The sequence below is a fragment of the Asanoa siamensis genome, assembly GCF_016862555.1.
In the GTDB taxonomy this organism is placed as follows: domain Bacteria; phylum Actinomycetota; class Actinomycetes; order Mycobacteriales; family Micromonosporaceae; genus Asanoa; species Asanoa siamensis.
In genome coordinates this window covers 208,902-225,653 of record NZ_BONE01000003.1, presented here as the reverse complement: position 1 = coordinate 225,653, position 16,752 = coordinate 208,902, and the positions used below count along the sequence as shown (strand labels likewise).

Genomic DNA, 16,752 nt, shown 5'->3' with positions numbered 1-16,752 from the left:
GCCGCCGCCGCAGGAGGCGAACGCCCCACCGATCAGAGCGATCGCGTTGCCGCAAACGTTGATCGGGATCTGGATCGGGGCGTACAGCTGGGTGCCGTTGAGGGCACCGAAGTTGTTGGTGCTGATGAGGTTGGCTTCCTCGCGGGCGCTCTCGTTGACGGCGACCGCGCCGCCGCCGCAGGAGGCGAACGCCCCACCGATCAGAGCGATCGCGTTGCCGCAAACGTTGATCGGGACCTGGATCGGCGCGTACACCTGGGTGCCGTTGAGGGCACCGAAGTTGTTGGCGCTGATCAGGTTGGCCTCGGTCTGCCGACCGCGGCTGTCGTAGCCCTCGGCCCGCGCGCTCTCGTTGACCGCGACGGCGCCGCCGGTCGCCTGGGCGAACGCCCCGCCGATGACACCGATCGCGTTGCCGGCCACGTTGATCGGGACCTGGATCGGAACGACGACCTGGGTGCCGTTGAGCAGCCCGTAGTTGCCCGAGGAGACGATGTTCGAGCCGCCGCCGAGCGCGTCCTTGCCGTGCTTCTTGCCGGCCTTGTACTTGCCCTCGGCCTTGGCGAACTCGTCGTCGTGGTGCTTGCGGTAGCCGTTGTCCTGCGGGGCCTCCTGGCCGCCACCGCCGTTGACCGCGACAGCGCCACCGTCACACGAGGCGAACGCCCCGCCGATCAGGGCGATGCTGTTGCCGCACAGGTTGATGGGAGCCTGGATCGGCACCACGACCTGCGTGCCGTTGGCCAGGCCGTAGTTGCCGGTGGTGACGATGTCGGCCTGCGCCGCCGCCTGCGTCGCGAGCAGACCACCAGCCGCCATGACGCCGACGCTGATGGACTTACGAACCCAAGTCTTCATTGGGTGAAGTGACCTTTCAAGAAATGTCAGTAAGAGGGTGTTGCGGGTATTGCCGTGTGTCGCTGTCCGGGCGCGACGGTGCCGTGTGCCTGACTCCGCCTGTCGACTTGCGCCCAGGTGTGGTTCGTGATGTCCGGCCAGGGTCTCGCCGCTAGTCAGAGCGGTCGCTGTGATTCCCTGGCTGTGCCGCGCAACCGCGGGCCGGAGGGCCCGGGTGGGGCTGGTCGGCTCCTGCCCGTCCGGGACGGTGCAGGTCCTGCATCACTAGTCAGGTGAGACGGTCGGTTCCTTGGCGTCGTGCCGCGGCACCGCGACGTCGGCCGGCTTGGGCAGGAGCTGGAAGGCCACCATGCTGTCCGCGACCGACGAGGGAACGGTGGCGAACGCCCCACCGCCCACCGGGGCTCCCGACGCGCTGGCCGGGACACCCGACGCGCTGCCCTCACCCCGTGCTGGCACGGAGTACGGCAGGCGTGGCTCCTCGCCGGAGTTCCGGGACGTCGCGACCGCAGCCACGGGTTCCGGCCGGCCGGCAGGGTGCCGGGTGGTTCTCGTCTCGGAGTGAGCGGCCCGAAGTGCGGCGGTCCCCGCCGCACCGGGAGCGGTCGTGCCGGATGCGGTGCGTCCGTGCACGCCGACGTTGCCGACGGGCGTGACAGCCGAGGTTGGCCGGCCACGTGGGCCGGGCAGGTTGCCGGTCACCACCTTGGTCACCACGCCGACCGCGCCGGACACCGGTGCCACGAGGAACCGCAGCATCGAGGTCATCGGACGGAGGAGCGTGGAGACCGGTGTGATCACCGGCAGGGCGACCTGAGCCACCGGGGTAAGCAGGGCGCCCGGGACGGTCAGCGCACGGGTGACCCCGAGCGGAGCGACCAGTCCTGCAGTGCCGGCCAACCCGCGCAGGCGGGCCGCGGGCCGGTCAACCGAACGGCGCGGCGTCCCCGTGGGGGCGTCGACGCGGTCGGCCGTACGGGCGGCGGTGGTGCCCGGCTGGTGCGCCGGGGCCGCGCCCGCGATGGTGATCGAGCGTTTTGCCGTCGCGCTCGGCACGACGACGGCGGCGGGATCCGAAATCGTCCCCCGCATGGAGGTCCGGCCGGTCGGCACCGGTCGCTCGACCGCGTCGCGCGCCGTCGCCGGCGTCAACGCTTCGCCGAGCAGGCCGGTCGCCGTGCTCAACACCGGCTTCGCTGCGCCCGAGACTGGCTCAGCGACCACGCCGGCCAGCGGGGCGAGGACGGGCCCCGCTCCCTGGTCGGCGATCGACTCCGCCGCAGCGTGTGCTGCGGCCGCGGAGAGCAGGCACGCCGCTCCCGCGAGACCACCGACGACGAGCGTGCGCACCAGGATCCGTCGAGAAGCCTGGCGCGTGTTGCGCGCGACTCCCGACCGATTCATGGCCCGCCTTCCCGCTCGCCGGTTCGTTAGCGGTGGCGGTCCGGCCTGATTTGACCGGTTATGACCGCCACTGCCTTAGGTAACGAACTGGCCTGAACGGGGTCACGCGGATGAATGGGAAAAATGGTGCCTATCGCATGCGGGCCACGATGCCCGTGTCGTAGTCGCCGGAGATGAACTCGGCGTTGTCCAGGAGCTCCGCGAAGAACGGCAGGTTCTGCTTGGGTCCGACGATCTCGAAGCCCGCGACCGCCGTCCGGGCCCGGTCGAGCGCCTGCGCGCGGTCGTCGCCATGGACAACGAGCTTGGCGAGCAGGGAGTCGTAGAAAGGCGTCACTGTCGTCCCCGCGGCGTACCCCGCGTCGACCCGCACCCCGTCGCCGGCCGGCTCGACCCAGGTCGTGACCGCGCCCGGCCCGGGCAGGAACCGCTTCGGGTCCTCGGCGTTGACGCGCAGCTCGATCGCGTGCCCGCGGGCCGTCAGGGCCGCCGGGTCGAACACCGGCGGCAGGCCGCTGGCCACCCGCAGCTGCTCCTCGACCAGGTCGACGCCGTAGACCAGCTCGGTGACCGGGTGTTCGACCTGCAGCCGGGTGTTCATCTCCAGGAAGAAGAACTCGCCGGTCGCCGGCTCCAGCAGGCACTCGACGGTGCCGGCGTTGCGGTAGCCGACTGCCTCGCCGGCCCGCACCGCCGCGGCCAGCAGCCGCTCCCGCAGCTCGGGCGTGACCGCGGGCGACGGCGATTCCTCCGCGAGCTTCTGGTTGCGCCGCTGCACCGAGCACTCCCGCTCGCCGAGCGCGACGACGGTGCCGTCGGCCAGGCCCAGGATCTGCACCTCGACATGGCGTACGCGGGGGAAGAACCGCTCGATCAGCACGGCGCCGTCGCCGAACATCCGCTCGGCGAACGCACGGACCTTCGCGTACTCGGTGCGCAGCGTGTCCTCGTCGGCCGCCACCGCCATGCCCATCCCGCCGCCGCCGGCCGCGGCCTTGACCATCACCGGGAAGCCGATCGCGGTGGCCGCCTCGAGCGCGGCCTCCACCGACTCCGCGGGGTCCGTAGTGCCCGGCGCGACCGGGACGCCCGCCGCGGCCATCAGGTTGCGCGCGTTGATCTTGTCGCCCATCGCGGCGATCGCCTCGGGGCTCGGGCCGACCCAGATCAGCCCGGCGCTCTCGACGGCCCGCGCGAACTCGGCGTTCTCGGAGAGGAACCCATAACCAGGGTGTACGGCCTGTGCGCCGGTGCTCTTCGCGGCCTGCAGGATCGCCTCGGCGTTCCGGTAGCTCTGCGCGACGTTGGCCGGGCCGATCAGCACCGCCTCGTCGGCCTCGGCCACGAACGGAAGGTCCGCGTCGGCCTCCGAGTAGACGGCGATCGTCCGTACGCCGAGCCGGCGCGCGGTGCGGATCACCCGGCGGGCGATCTCCCCGCGGTTGGCGACCAGCAGAGACTCGATCATCAGGACTCCCCTCTCGGCGGGCAGCACTGCCCGTCTCGGAGGATATGTGTCCTGACCGGCCGGATCAGGCCGCGGGACCCGCCGGTGTGGGACGCAACGCCGCCATCGTCGCCGCGCGCAGCAACTCGGCGAGCCGGTCGCGGTTGACCTCGCCGCCCAGGAACGGCGTGGAGTTCATCAGGCCGAACGCGGCGTGGGCGAGCGCGCGGGCCTCGGGCGCGGTCAGCTCGGGGCGGATCCGCAGCAGGACCTTGACCCACTCCTCGACGTAGAGGCGCTGGAGCCGGCGGATCTGGCGCCGGGGCTCTTCCGGCAGCCGGTCGAGCTCGTGCAGGTGCAGCGCGATCACCGCGGGGTTGGCCAGCGCGAAGTCGACGTGGAACTCCACCAGCTCCGCCAGGGCGGCCTCGCCCGGGTGCTGTGCGACCCGCTCCCGGCCGCCGACCAGCAGCCCCTCGCTGACCGGGATCAGCGCGGCCACCAGCATCGCCTCCTTGCCGGCGAAGTGGTGGTAGAGCGCGGGGCCGGTGACCCCGGCCGCCGACCCGATGTCGTCCATCGAGACGCCGTGGTAGCCGCGGGCGGCGAACAGGCCGACCGCGATCTCCAGGATCTCGTCGCGCCTCGAGCGGCGCTTGGGCGGTGTGGACGCGGCGCTCGGGGTGGCGGGGTCCGCTTGTTGTTCCAGCGTCACGTGGTCAGCCTAGCCAGGTGTCAAGACCATCAAGATGTCGCGATCTTGAATTTCCCCTGGTATTTCGTGGGCTTGTATGGTGATTTGTCCGGCAGCACGGCGTGCCGCATGTCACTTTCCGCGCTTCAGCACGCCCGGTTCCGCGCCCCGGGCGATCGGCGAGCGGACGAGGTTGCCCCACTCGGTCCAGGACCCGTCGTAGTTGCGCACGTGGGTGAAGCCGAGCAGGTGCGACAGCACGAACCAGGTGTGGCTGGACCGCTCCCCGATCCGGCAGTACGCGATGACGTCGTCGCCCTCGGACAGGCCGAGCTGGTCCTCGTAGATGACCCGCAGCTCGTCGGCCGACTTGAAGGTGCCGTCCTCGTTGGCCGCCGACTTCCACGGCTTGCTCACCGCGCCCGGGATGTGCCCGCCGCGCAGCGCGCCCTCCTGCGGGTAGTCGGGCATGGACAGCAGCTTGCCGGTGTATTCGTCGGGCGAGCGCACGTCGACCAGCGGACGCCCGGCCTGCACGTGGGCCAGCACCTGCTCGCGGAACGCCCGGATGCGGGCGTCGTCGCGGCGCGGCACCGGGTAGGGCGTCGGCGGCCGCTGGGTCCGGTCGCGGGTCAGCTCGCGCCCCTCGGCGACCCACTTCTGCCGGCCGCCGTCGAGCAGCCGCACGTCCGGGTGGCCGAACAACGAGAAGACCCAGAGGGCGTACGCCGCCCACCAGTTGAAGTTGTCGCCGTAGAAGACGATCGTGTCGTCCCGGCTGATGCCCTTGGCGGCGCAGAGCGCGGCGAAGCTCTCCGGGTCGACGTAGTCGCGGGTCACCTCGTCGTTCAGCTCGGTGTGCCAGTCGACCTTGACGGCGCCGGGGATGTGGCCGGACTCGTAGAGCAGCACGTCCTCGTCGGACTCGACGACCACCAGGCCGTCGCGGCCCAGGTGCTCCGCCAGCCACTCCGTGGTGACCAGTGACTGCGGATCGGCGTACGCCTGCAGGCGTGGATCCGGGTCGTTGGAAACGGGCATGAGAACAAAGCTATACCCGTAACGGTCAGACCAGCTCCCGAACGGCGCGCACCGCCGCGTCGACGTGCTCCTCGCTGTTGGCGATGCCCGGACCGAAGCGGAGGTACGTGGTGCGGTAAGGCGTCGCGGTGGCCACCACCTTGGCCGCGGCGAGCCGGCCGACCGCCTCGTCGACCTGCAGGTTGGCGACCGCGCAGCAGACCACGCCCGCCGACAGCTCCGGGTCGCGGGGCGTCACGAGCGTGATCCCGCCGACGCCGGCGAGGCCCTCCTTGAGCCGCGTCGCCAACTCGCGGACCCGGGCGGCCACCCGGTCACGGCCGATGCTGTCGTGCAGGTGGAAGGCCTCGGCGAGGGCCCAGCGGTGCTCGAAGCTGTGGTAGCCGCCGGGTGTCGCGGCGGGGCCCGGCGGGGTGGTCACCCGGCCGGCGGTCAGCCACGCGCCGATGCTGCGCCCGTCGAACGACGCCACGCTCGGGGTGAAGCGTGCCCAGCCCCGGTCGGAGCCCCAGACGAGGCCGGTGCCGCGCGGGCCGTGGAGCCACTTGTGGCAGCCGCTGACCAGGAAGTCGCAGCCCAGTGCCTCCGGGGTGGCGTCGACCGCGCCGAACCCGTGCACACCGTCGACGCAGAGCAGCACGTCGCGGCCGGCGAGGGCGTCGGCGATGGCCCGGACCGGCAGCCGCACGCCGGTGCTGGAGTGCACCCAGGTCACCGCGACGACCCGGGTACGCGGGCCGACCGCCGCGGTGAGCTTGCCGACGATCTCGTCGACGGTCGCCGTGGCCGGGTCGCGGTAGAGCTCGACCTGGCGCACCGCGACGCCGTCGCGCTCCGTGCGCAGGCGCAGCGCCTCGTGCGTCGCGTAGAAGTCGTGCGTCGTGGTCAGCACCTCGTCGCCCGGCGCGAGCCGTAGCCCGCCGTAGAGCAGGCCGAGCCCGAGGGTGGTCGAGTCGGTGAACGCGACCCGGTCGGCGCCGGTGCCGAAGTAGCGCATCACCGCGCCCTGCACCCGGCGCTCCGCCGTGACCTCCTGCGCGTGGAGGTAGCCGATCGGGTCGCGGTCGAACCCGGCGCGGTGCTGCTCGATGGCCGCCCGGACCTGCGCCGGGTGGGGCGCGAAGACGTAGGTGGACAGGTGCGCGACGGCCGGGTCGAGGTCGAACTGGGCGCGCACGCTGGCCCAGTCGCGCGGGTCGAAGGGCTTCGCGGCGGTCTCGCCCTCACATGCCGCGAGGCCCAGGACGCCGACGGCGGCGGTAGCACCGAGCAGACCGCGGCGGCTCAGCTGTGCCATGGGACACAGTGAACACCGTCGAGGTCACACGCCGGTCACTCGGCGGTGGTCTCCGCCGCGAGCCACGGGGCCAGGTCCGGGCGCTTCGCGGTGACCAGGTCGCCGGACGAGCGGCCGGTCAGCCTGCGCTTGATCCAGGGCGCCAGGTGCCGGCCGGCCCAGCGGGCGTCGGCGGCGCGGGCCGCGAGCCAGCGGGCCGAGGGCAGCCAGGCCTGCGGGATCATCCACTCCGGATCCGACTGGACGCCCAGCACCGTGAGCACGTGGCCGGCGACCCGCTGGTGGCCGCGCGCCGACAGGTGCAGGCGGTCCGGGCCCCACATGACGGGGTTGCGGAACTCGTCGTCGGCGAACAGGTCCACCATGTGCGCACCGTGCCGCCGCGCGGTCTCGCCGACCGCGACGTTGAGCATCGCCGCCCGCGGGCCGATGAAACGCTGGCCGGGCAGCCGCGAGGTGACGTCGGCGAACCGGAACACCACGACGTCGGCGCCGGTCGACCGGAGTTGCCCGATCACCTCGTCGAAGCGGGCCATCAGCGTGGCCGGGTCGAACGACCGGCGCAGCACGTCGTTGCCGCCGGCGGCGAAGCTGATCAGGTCGGGCCGCATGGCGACGGCCGGCGGCACCTGCTCGGCGACGACGTTGGGGAAGAGCCGGCCGCGGATCGCCAGGTTGGCGTAGCGGAAGTCGGGGCGGTCGACCGCCAGCCGGGCGGCGACCAGGTCGGCCCAGCCGCGATAGCTGCGGCCGTCCGGGTACGGGTCGTCCATTCCCTCGGTGAAACTGTCCCCGACCGCGACATAGCTACCCCAACGCACGTGCCGCATTCTGGCACGAGAACTCGGTCGACTCGCCGTCGACGGCGGGCCTACGCTGCGCTGATGCTGCTCCGCATGTCCACGCTGTTCCTGCGCACGCTGCGCGAGGATCCGGCCGACGCCGAGGTTGCCAGCCATCGCCTGCTGCTGCGGGCCGGTTACATCCGGCGGGCCGCGCCGGGCGGGTTCACCTGGCTGCCGCTGGGCAAGCTGATGCTCGACCGGGTCACCGAGGTGGTCCGCGCCGAGATGGCGGCGGTCGGTGCGCAGGAGGTGCAGTTCCCGGCGTTGCTGCCGCGGGAGCCCTACGAGACGAGCGGGCGCTGGGCCGAATACGGCGACGGCATCTTCACGCTGGCCGATCGGCGCGGTGCCGAGTTCCTGCTCGCGCCGACGCACGAGGAGATGTTCGCGCTGCTGGTGCGCGACCTGTTCAGCTCCTACCGGGACTATCCGGTGCTGCTCTACCAGGTGCAGACCAAGTTCCGGGACGAGGCGCGGCCGCGGGCCGGGTTGCTGCGCGGGCGCGAGTTCCTGATGAAGGACGCCTACTCGTTCGACCTGTCCGATGCCGGGCTGGAGGCTTCCTACGCGCGGCTGCGCTCCGCGTACCAGCGGGTCTTCGATCGGTTCGGTCTGGATTACAGGATCGTGCGGGCGTCCTCGGGGTTGATGGGCGGGTCGGCGTCCGAGGAGTTCCTGGCCACGACCGAGATCGGCGAAGACACCTATGTGGCCTGCGACGCGTGCGACTACGCCGCCAACACCGAGGCCGTGGTGACGCCACCCGGTGTGGCGACCGACCCGGCTGCGCGTCCGGCCGCCACGACGCACGACACTCCGGACACGCCGACGATCGAGTCGCTGGTGGCGCTGGCCAACGCGCGCCGGTTGGGCGGGCGGTCCGACTGGAGCGCGGGCGACACGCTCAAGAACGTGGTCGTCACGGTGACACCGCCGGGTGGGAAGGCCGCGCCGCTGGTGATCGGCGTGCCCGGTGATCGTGAGGTCGACCTCAAGCGGCTGGCCGCCGCGGTCGAGCCGGCCACTGTCGCGCTGTTCGACGACTGGGCGGCCGAGCCGTCGCTGGTGCGCGGCTACATCGGGCCGCAGGTGCTGGCCGGGCTCGGCATCCGCTACCTCGTCGACCCCCGGGTCGCCGTCGGGACAGCCTGGCTGACCGGCGCCAACGCGCCGGGCCGGCACGCGATCGACGTGACGCACGGGCGCGACTTCGTGGCCGACGGGACGATCGAGGCGGCCTCGGTGCACGTCGGCGATCCGTGTCCGGCGTGCGGTGCGGGGTCGCTGACGATGCGGCGGGGCATCGAGATCGGCCACATCTTCCAGCTCGGGCGGCGGTTCACCGACGCGTTCCAGGTCGACGCGCTGGACGCGGCCGGGCGGCCGGTGCGCCCGACGATGGGGTCCTACGGGATCGGCATCTCGCGGGCGGTCGCCGCGATCGCGGAGCAGCACCACGACGCGCGCGGCCTCGTCTGGCCCGCGGCGGTGGCGCCTTGTGACGTGCACGTGGTCGCCGCGGGCAAGGGTGAGCAGGTGGCCGGGGCCCTGGATCTCGGCGCGCAGCTCGAACGGTTGGGCCTGCGGGTGCTCGTCGACGACCGGGCCGGCGTGTCGGCGGGGGTCAAGTTCACCGACGCGGAGCTGATCGGCGTGCCGACGGTCGTGGTGGTGGGGCGGCGGTTCGCCGAGGGTTTCGTGGAGGTGCGGGACCGGGCGAGCGGCGCGCGGGCCGACCTCACCGTGGCGGAGGTTGCTGACGCGATTGCGACTCGGACGAGGGTTTCCGGCGTACCGTCGGCTTAGCTGTTTCGGGGCTCGGTGACCGGCGGGAGGGGTCGTGGCCACTGTGCGTGTCGCGGATGTGATGACCAAGCGGATCGTCTACCTCGCGGCCGAGACGGCGCTCGACGAGGCGGCGCGGGCGATGGCCGAAGCCGACATCGGGGACGTGGTGGTCACCGACGGCGCCAACCTGGCGGGGATGGTCACCGACCGGGACATCGTGGTGCGGTCCGTGGCCACCAACCGCAAGCCGTCGTCCGTGACGCTGGGCGAGGTCGCGGTGCGGGAGATCGTGATCATCGAGCAGTCGGCGACGCTCAAGGAGGCGGCCGAGCTCATGCGGCGGCGGTCGGTGCGGCGGGTCCTGGTCGCCGACGCCGAGCGGCAACTCGTCGGCATCATCGCGCTGGGTGACCTGGCCCTCATCCACGAGACGGCAGTCACCGTGCAGGGGAACTAACGTAGGGACTATGCCGCCGAAGCTGGCCGAGATCGTCGACGAGTTCCGCTCCGCACCGCGTGACGTGGTGCTCGAGATGCTGCTCGAATACTCGGACGAGGTGCCGCCGCTGCCCGCGTCGATGGCCGGGCACGCGGGGATGGAGTCCGTACCCGAATGCCAGACGCCCTTCTTCCTGAAGGCTTCGGTGTCGGCGGACAAGACCGTCACGACGTGGTTCGACTGCCCGCCGGAGGCGCCGACGACCCGGGCTTTCGCGGGGATCCTGGCGTCGGGCCTGTCGGGGGCGTCGGCCGACGAGGTGCTCTCGGTGCCCGACGACCTCTACCAGCAGATGGGTCTGGCGCAGGCGATCAGCCCGTTGCGGGTACGCGGTGGCAGCGCGATCCTGGCTCGGCTCAAGCGGCAGGTGCGGGAACAGATCTCCTGAGCCGCGGGTTGCCGTGGGCGTGGACATCGAAATCTACGCCGATGTGGTCTGCCCCTGGTGCTACATCGGCAAGCGCCGGCTCGAGAAGGCGCTCGCGTCGTACCCCCATGACGTGACGATCCGGTACAGCCCGTTCCAGCTTGATCCTTCCCCCGTGCCGCGGCCGGAGCCGACCATCGAGGCGCTGGCGCGCAAGTTCGGCGGGCCGGAGCGGGCGCGGCAGATCACGGAGCACACGGCCCAGACGGCGGCGCGCGACGGTCTGGAGATCGACTTCGCGAAGTCGCTGACGGCGAACACGTTCGACGCGCATCGGCTGGTCCGGCTGGCTGACCGGGACGGCAAGTCGGGTGAGATGGTTTCGGCGCTGTACGAGGCGCACTTCGCCGACGGGGTGGACGTGGGGTCGCACGCGGAGTTGGCCCGGCTGGCGGGGTCGATCGGGCTCGACTCGTCGGCGGCGGCGGCTTATCTGGCGTCGGGCGAGGGCACGGCGGAGGTACGGGCGGCGCTGGCGGAGGCCCGCACGCTCGGCATCACGGCGGTGCCGATGTTCATCTTCGCGGGCAAGTACGGCGTGAGCGGCGCCCAGGAACCGGCCACACTGCTGGAGGTCCTGGCGGAGGTGGAAAAGCGCGAGGCCGCCGTTAGTTGATCTTCATGTTCCACGTGGAACATCAGCGGGCCAGATCTTCAACGACCTTGGCGTTGGGCAGTAACGGCAACGCGGCCCCCGGCAGCTCGATCTTGCTGTGCCGCACCCCAGACCCGATGATCACCCGCGCCGTGCCGGCGACGCGGGCATCCACCAGGATGGGCCACTCCGCGGGCAACCCGATCGGCGTGATGCCGCCGTACTCCATCCCGGTGAGCGTCACCGCCTCGTCCATGGGGGCGAAGCTGGCCTTCCGCGCGTCGAGCATCTTCCGCACGACTCCGTTGACGTCGGCCCTGGTGGTGGCCAGCACGAGACAGGCGGCGTAGCGGACGTCGCCGCCCCGCTTGCCGGCGACGATCACGCAGTTGGCGGAGACGTCGAGGCCGACGTCGTAGGCCTCACAGAAGGCGGCGGTGTCGGCGAGGTCAGCGTCGATGGGCGCGACGAGGATGTCGTCGACCGGGACGGCGGCGTCTCCGGGCCAGCGGCGCAGCGCCTCGGCCACGGGCGTCGCCAGCAGGTCAGCCCGCCCCAGAGCCGGCTCAGTCTTCAGGTTTCCCAACACACCGCCGATCCTGCCACGCGCCGGCGTGATGACCGGTCCCCGACAGGGGGTGGACAACGGTCGTTGGGGTCGGCTTTGCTCTGCACCCATATCCGCACCACCCACTCTGACCTGCGGTGCGTATATGGGTGCAGAGCAAAGCGTCCCGAACAACGCCCGGAAGCAGACGCCTGATCCAGGCCGGACGGGCGGGCGAATAGTCGGACCGGTCACCCGTAGGCGAGCGCTTTCGTTGTGGGCCGACGGGCCAAGGAGTCCCGGGATCACGAACGGGCAGGACACGGCGGCGGTGAGCGTCGCCCTCCGGCCCTCGGTCGAGACCGCAAGTGAACCGCGTTGTCCCGGCTGTCGGCCGAGCAGTTGGCCCGGGGCATCGCGGCCGCGCGCCCGGTTGGCGGTGCTGGCCAACCTGGCCAGTGCGGCCGGGGTCGGCTGGCGGATGCGGGGACGAGCCCCCATCTGCACCGTGAACCTCGTCCTTTGCCCATCCCGCAAGGTTCGCGCGGTGCGCCCACACCAGCGGCGCGCGCCAGGACGGCCGGGCCGCGAAGGCCCATGCTCGCCTGCCCATACCGCGCACCGTCGCGCCCGCATCGCGTCCCGGCACCGTCCGGGCCATTCGCCCACGCGCCGTCCACGGGCAACGATGCGTCGGCGCCCCACACCTTGCACCCGCGCCGCCTCGCGGCACCGCCTGCTGGCACCGCCCGGGCCGCTCGCCCATCCGTCCACCTGGACGCTCTCCCGACGCGCGCTTGCGGCGCCGGCACGTTGCGACCGAAAGTGCCCACGACGTCTCCGGGCGCCGCGCGGCGTGAGCGGGCGCCCGACCACTCGCCCACCGACACCCGTGGCCCGCGGCCCGCGGGCCGTCCGGCCGGCACCGTCACCTCGCCAAGGCTGTCGCTGCGCCAGCCCGCCCACGACGTCTACCGGCACCGCGCGGCGTAGGCGGTCGCCCGACCACTCGCCGCCTTTGCCGTGACCAGCAGGCCGTCGGTCCCGCACCGTCACCTCACCCGGCCCCTCTTGCTGCGCCAGCCACCCCCAACGCCTGCCGGCCCGTCCGCGCGGCATCCCCGGGCGGCCAACCGCTCGCCCACCGACACCTTTCGCCTGTGACCCGCGGGCCGCCCTGCCCGCACGGTCACGGTGGCCGGCCGCGCTCGCGCGTGTGCCGGCACCGTCCGCCCGGCATGGGCGGGGGCCCGTTGGCGGTCCCCCCGCCGTCACCTCGCTCGGCCGCTTAGACGCCGGCACGCGGCGAGGCGTCGGTGGCCGCCGTTACGGCGCCGGTGGGAAGTCCGCGCTGCGGGAGAGTCGCTCCGATGCTCTGACGTCCGCCAGCGCGTCCTCCAGCGTCCTGACCACCGTGTCGTAGGCGTCGTTGCCCAGGATCAGGCGGTGGGGTGGTGGGTCCTGGGACATCGCCGCCAGGACCGCGGCCGCGCCGCGGTGCGGGTCGCCCGGCTGGCTGCCGTGTTGGTCGATCATCGAGGTGCGGATGTCGAACAGCAGCGCGTGATAGTCAGGGATCCCCTCCTCGACAGGCTCCGACGCGAAACCCGCGTACGCCCCCGTCCGGAACGCGCCCGGTTCCACCGCCAGCACCTTGATGCCCAGCGGCGCCACCTCCGTCCGGAGCACCGACGTGATCGCCTCCAGGGCGTGCTTCGCCGCCGAGTAGTAGCCGAAGCCTGGCACCCCGCGCAGGCCCGCCACCGACGACATGTTGATGATCCAGCCGCTGCCGCGCGCTCGCATGCCCGGGAGCACCGCCCGCAGGACCGTCAGCACCGCGAAGAAGTTCAGGTCCAACTGCTTCCGGACCGCCTCGTCGGAGGAGCCCTCCACCGAGCCGTACCAACCGCGGCCCGCGTTGTTGACCAGCACGTCGATCCCGCCGAAGCGGTCCTCGGCAGCGCGCACCGCGGCCTCGACCGCGGGCGGCGAGGTGACGTCCAGCGGCAGCACCAGCACCCGGCCCTCGTGCGCGCGCGACCACGACAGCTCGGCCGCCGCGCGCCGCGCCGTCAGGACCACCTGGTCACCGGCCGCCAGCGCCTCCTCCGCGTACGCCATCCCGAAGCCCCCGGGTGTCCCGCCCGTGATGAACCACGTCCGCGCCGTCACGGTTCGATCACCAGCCGGGTGATCATGCCGTCTACCAGCGTGAACCGGTAGTACAGATCCACCACCCCGCCCGGGAAGTCGCCCTCCAGGTGCTGCAGCAGGTCATACCGCCCCGCCGAGGGGCTGGTGATGGCCGTGGGCACCACGGTGTAGCTGTACTCACGCGCAGCCCCCGCCAGCCACGCACCGATCGACGACACACCCCGATAGACCGCACCGTCGTCGACCACCTCCGCGGAAGCGCTGTAGAAGGCCATCGCCCGCGAGACGTCCCGGGACTCGTGCGCCGCGAGATAGTCCTTGATCACCGTTGGAATGTTCATGCGTCCAACCGTGGCGTCTCCCCCCGGGAGAGGGTCAAAACTGGGTCCATGCGGCCCGGACTGACCATCGGCGAGTTCGCCGCCCTCACCCATCTGAGCGTGCGCACCCTCCGCCGCTACCACGAGGCCGGCCTGCTCGAGCCCGCCAGCGTCGACCGGTTCACCGGCTACCGCTACTACACCGCCGAGCAGATCCCGCCCGCCCAGGTCATCCACCGCCTGCGCGAGCTCGACGTGCCCCTCGCCGAGGTCAAGTCGATCCTCGCCACCGACGACCCGCGGCGCCGCACCGAGCTGATCGCCGGCCACCTGCAACGCCTGGAGGACGAGCTCGCCCGCACCCGGGCCGCGGTCGTCGCGCTGCGTCACCTCCTTCAACCCGGCCAGCAGGAGGTCGAACTGCGGTCGGTGCCGGCCCGCACGGTCGCCGCCATCACCGACCGGGTCACCCTCCCCGAAGCCGTCACCTGGTACGCGGACGCCATGGCCGAGCTCGACGCCGCCTATCCCGCGCACGAACGGACCGGCCCACCCGGCGGCCGCTACGCCAACGAGCTCTTCACCGAGGGCGACGGCCTGATGACCGTCTTCCACCCGGTCCGACACCCGAAGAAGCACGGCCGGATCACGGCCCTCGACCTGCCACCCGCCGACCTGGCGATCACCGTCCACCGCGGCCCCCACGACGACATCGACGTCACCTACGGCCGCCTCGGTGCCTGGGTCGTCGAGCACGCCCTGACCGTCGACGGCCCGATCCACGAGACCTACCTGGTCGGCCCGCGCGACACCGACAAATCCGACCAATGGCGTACGGAGATCGGCTGGCCGGTCTTCCGCCTCACCCCGAACTGACGGCGAGCGCGAGCGGCAGCGCCACCGACACCACCAGCCCACCACCGGGCCGCGGCCGCGCGGTGACCTCCCCGCCGTGCGCCCGGGCCACCGACCGCACGATCGACAACCCCAGCCCGGTGCCGTGCGCCGACCCCACCCGGTCGGTCAGCCGCCGGAAGGGCTCGAACAGCGCCGGCACCTCGTACGCCGGGATCGAAGGTCCGGTGTTGGCGACCGTCAACACCGCCTGCCCCGCGGACACGCCGGTCGTCACGGTCACCGCGCCGGCCGCCGCGACGTTGTGCCGGATCGCGTTCTCCACCAGGTTCTGGGCGAGCCGTTCGAGCAGCACCGGATCGCCGGTGGTCGGCGCCGTCGACCCCGACCGGTCGAACGACAGCGCCGCCCCGAGCGCCTCACCGGCGAACTGCTCGTGCACCCGCGCCGCCACCTCGGCGAGGTCCACCGGCATCGGCGCCGCGACCGCCTGCTCCGAGCGGGCCAGCACCAGCAGCCCGTCGATCAGCCGCTCGTGCCGGCCGTTCACCTCGAGCAGCGTCGTACCCAACGAGACCAGTTCCGGCGGCGCGTCCGGCCGGCCCATCGCCACCTCGAGCAGGGTCCGGTTGATGGCCAGCGGCGTCCGCAACTCGTGCGACGCGTTCGCGACGAACCTGCGCTGGCTGTCGAACGACGCGTCGAGCCGGGCCAGCATGTCGTCGAACGTGTCGGCCAACTCGCGCAACTCGTCGCGCGGGCCGGACAGGCCGATCCGCTCGTGCAGGTTGCGGTCGGCGACCCGGCGGGCGGTCGCGGTGATCTGCGTCAGCGGGCGCAGCGTGCGGCCGGCCATCAGCGACCCCAGCCAGAGCCCGACCACGGTGACGATCCCGACCGCGACGCCGCCCCGGGTCAGCAGCGAGTTCAGCGTGCGCTGGTTGAGGTCGTCCTGCACCCGCTCGGCCAGTTCCAGGCTCTGCCTGATCTGGTCACGCTGTGCCGACGTCAGCGGCCGGGCGTTCAGCGCCTTGTTGATCACTTCCTTGTCGATCGCGAGGCCGGTGAGGATCTCCTTGGCGCTCGCCGGAAGCTGCCCGGCGCCCCGCCCGTCGAAGACCGCCGACGCGCTGATCTTCTGGCGGTCCAGGGTCGCGTCCATCAGCACATAGGTCACCGCGAGCAGCGCCAACCCGCCGATCAGGAACACCAGCCCGTACGTGATGGTCAGCTTCGCCCGTACCGTCAGCCTGCTCATCGGATCTGGTACCCCACTCCCGGCACGGTCAGCACGACCTGCGGTTCGCCGAGCTTGCGCCGCAGCGTCATGACGGTCACCCGCAGCACGTTGGTGAACGGGTCGATGTGCTCGTCCCAGGCCCGTTCCAGCAGTTGCTCGGCGCTGACCACCGCCCCGTCGGCCCGCAGCAACTCCTCGAGCACCGCGAACTCCTTGCGGGACAGCGCCACCGACCGGCCGTCGCGGGTGACGTCTCGGCGGCCCGGATCGAGCACGAGGCCGGCGCGGGACAGCAGCGGCGGCGCGGCCGGGCGGGCCCGCCGGCCCAGGGCGCGGACCCGGGCGACCAACTCGGCAAACGCGAACGGCTTCGGCAGGTAGTCGTCGGCGCCCAGGCCCAGCCCGGCCACCCGGTCCGCGACGTCGACCGCGGCGGTGAGCATCAGCACCCGGGTGTCCGCGCCGGACGCGACCACCGCCCGGCACACGTCGTCGCCGTGCACGACCGGAAGGTCGCGGTCGAGCACCAGCACGTCGTAGTCGTTGACGCCCAACCGTTCCAGCGCCGCGTCGCCGTCGTAGACGACGTCCACCGCGAGCGCCTCGCGGCGCAGCCCTTCGCCGACCGCGTCGGCCAGCAACCGCTCGTCCTCCACCACCAGTACGCGCACCCCGCCATGGTCGCCGACCAGCGGATAAAGCCGCCATAAGCGTGCGCCCGCCACTGACGCGGGCCTT

The 16,752-nt window shown here is 72.2% G+C and carries 18 protein-coding genes; 6 read left to right on the top strand and 12 right to left on the bottom strand.

What is annotated here, in order from left to right; all coding sequences use genetic code 11:
* The 7 genes from Asi02nite_RS03730 to Asi02nite_RS03700 all read right to left on the bottom strand — a co-directional run.
* Positions 1-819 (bottom strand): chaplin family protein (locus Asi02nite_RS03730; protein ID WP_203710681.1); only part of this gene is annotated, 819 nt, incomplete at its 3' end.
* 303 nt (positions 820-1,122) lie between these two features.
* Entirely contained in the window at positions 1,123-2,262 is a 1,140-nt protein-coding gene (locus tag Asi02nite_RS03725) for a hypothetical protein (protein WP_203710680.1), read from the bottom strand.
* A gap of 130 nt (positions 2,263-2,392) precedes the next feature.
* A complete protein-coding gene (locus Asi02nite_RS03720) occupies positions 2,393-3,730 on the bottom strand; it encodes an acetyl-CoA carboxylase biotin carboxylase subunit (RefSeq protein ID WP_203710679.1) in 1,338 nt (445 codons plus the stop codon).
* A gap of 64 nt (positions 3,731-3,794) precedes the next feature.
* A complete protein-coding gene (locus tag Asi02nite_RS03715) occupies positions 3,795-4,424 on the bottom strand; it encodes a TetR/AcrR family transcriptional regulator (RefSeq protein WP_203710678.1) in 630 nt (209 codons plus the stop codon).
* Between the two features lie 111 nt (positions 4,425-4,535).
* The gene (locus tag Asi02nite_RS03710; RefSeq protein WP_203710677.1) at positions 4,536-5,444 is read right to left on the bottom strand and encodes a sulfurtransferase; all 909 of its coding nucleotides are present in this window, start codon (positions 5,442-5,444) and stop codon (positions 4,536-4,538) included.
* A gap of 25 nt (positions 5,445-5,469) precedes the next feature.
* Complete coding sequence (locus Asi02nite_RS03705) at positions 5,470-6,741, bottom strand: aminotransferase class V-fold PLP-dependent enzyme (protein ID WP_203710676.1); 1,272 nt, start codon at positions 6,739-6,741, stop codon at positions 5,470-5,472.
* Between the two features lie 35 nt (positions 6,742-6,776).
* Complete coding sequence (locus tag Asi02nite_RS03700; protein WP_203710675.1) at positions 6,777-7,562, bottom strand: SGNH/GDSL hydrolase family protein; 786 nt, start codon at positions 7,560-7,562, stop codon at positions 6,777-6,779.
* 63 nt (positions 7,563-7,625) lie between these two features.
* Between Asi02nite_RS03700 and Asi02nite_RS03695 the strand changes: the two genes are divergently transcribed.
* Genes Asi02nite_RS03695 through Asi02nite_RS03680 form a run of 4 tightly spaced genes read left to right on the top strand, consistent with a single transcriptional unit; the run spans position 7,626 to position 10,916 of the window.
* The gene (locus Asi02nite_RS03695; protein ID WP_203710674.1) at positions 7,626-9,392 is read left to right on the top strand and encodes a proline--tRNA ligase; all 1,767 of its coding nucleotides are present in this window, start codon (positions 7,626-7,628) and stop codon (positions 9,390-9,392) included.
* A gap of 34 nt (positions 9,393-9,426) precedes the next feature.
* Positions 9,427-9,831: a CBS domain-containing protein gene (locus tag Asi02nite_RS03690; RefSeq protein ID WP_203710673.1), complete on the top strand. Its 405-nt coding sequence runs from the start codon at positions 9,427-9,429 to the stop codon at positions 9,829-9,831.
* 10 nt (positions 9,832-9,841) lie between these two features.
* The gene (locus Asi02nite_RS03685) at positions 9,842-10,261 is read left to right on the top strand and encodes a SufE family protein (RefSeq protein WP_203710672.1); all 420 of its coding nucleotides are present in this window, start codon (positions 9,842-9,844) and stop codon (positions 10,259-10,261) included.
* Between the two features lie 19 nt (positions 10,262-10,280).
* Positions 10,281-10,916, top strand: coding sequence for a DsbA family oxidoreductase (locus Asi02nite_RS03680; RefSeq protein ID WP_203710671.1), 636 nt, complete (start codon positions 10,281-10,283; stop codon positions 10,914-10,916).
* A gap of 22 nt (positions 10,917-10,938) precedes the next feature.
* Here the strand turns inward: Asi02nite_RS03680 and Asi02nite_RS03675 are convergent, their stop codons facing one another.
* Positions 10,939-11,481, bottom strand: coding sequence for a YbaK/EbsC family protein (locus tag Asi02nite_RS03675; RefSeq protein WP_203710700.1), 543 nt, complete (start codon positions 11,479-11,481; stop codon positions 10,939-10,941).
* A gap of 786 nt (positions 11,482-12,267) precedes the next feature.
* On the opposite strand from Asi02nite_RS03675, the gene Asi02nite_RS03670 reads away from it, so the two are divergent.
* Positions 12,268-12,435 carry a hypothetical protein gene (locus Asi02nite_RS03670; protein ID WP_203710670.1) on the top strand — a complete coding sequence of 56 codons (168 nt, stop codon included), beginning with the start codon at positions 12,268-12,270 and terminating at the stop codon, positions 12,433-12,435.
* A 333-nt stretch (positions 12,436-12,768) separates the two neighbouring features.
* On the opposite strand, the gene Asi02nite_RS03665 is transcribed toward Asi02nite_RS03670, so the two are convergent.
* Together Asi02nite_RS03665 and Asi02nite_RS03660 are read right to left on the bottom strand one after the other, a co-directional pair.
* Positions 12,769-13,617 (bottom strand): SDR family NAD(P)-dependent oxidoreductase, encoded by an 849-nt coding sequence (locus Asi02nite_RS03665; RefSeq protein WP_239126439.1) that lies wholly within the window; start codon positions 13,615-13,617, stop codon positions 12,769-12,771.
* Entirely contained in the window at positions 13,614-13,940 is a 327-nt protein-coding gene (locus tag Asi02nite_RS03660; RefSeq protein ID WP_203710669.1) for a nuclear transport factor 2 family protein, read from the bottom strand. Before Asi02nite_RS03660 ends, Asi02nite_RS03665 begins: the two co-directional genes overlap by 4 nt.
* Before the next feature lie 48 nt (positions 13,941-13,988).
* Here Asi02nite_RS03660 and Asi02nite_RS03655 point away from each other — a divergent pair, with 48 nt between their 5' ends.
* Positions 13,989-14,795, top strand: coding sequence for a MerR family transcriptional regulator (locus tag Asi02nite_RS03655; protein WP_203710668.1), 807 nt, complete (start codon positions 13,989-13,991; stop codon positions 14,793-14,795).
* Here Asi02nite_RS03655 and Asi02nite_RS03650 read toward each other — a convergent pair.
* On the bottom strand, positions 14,782-16,032 hold the full coding sequence (locus Asi02nite_RS03650; RefSeq protein ID WP_203710667.1) for a sensor histidine kinase: 1,251 nt from the start codon (positions 16,030-16,032) through the stop codon (positions 14,782-14,784). The genes Asi02nite_RS03655 and Asi02nite_RS03650 overlap by 14 nt on opposite strands.
* The gene (locus Asi02nite_RS03645) at positions 16,029-16,685 is read right to left on the bottom strand and encodes a response regulator transcription factor (protein ID WP_203710666.1); all 657 of its coding nucleotides are present in this window, start codon (positions 16,683-16,685) and stop codon (positions 16,029-16,031) included. The genes Asi02nite_RS03650 and Asi02nite_RS03645 overlap by 4 nt, the downstream gene beginning before the upstream one ends.
* Between the last annotated feature and the right edge of the window lie 67 nt (positions 16,686-16,752).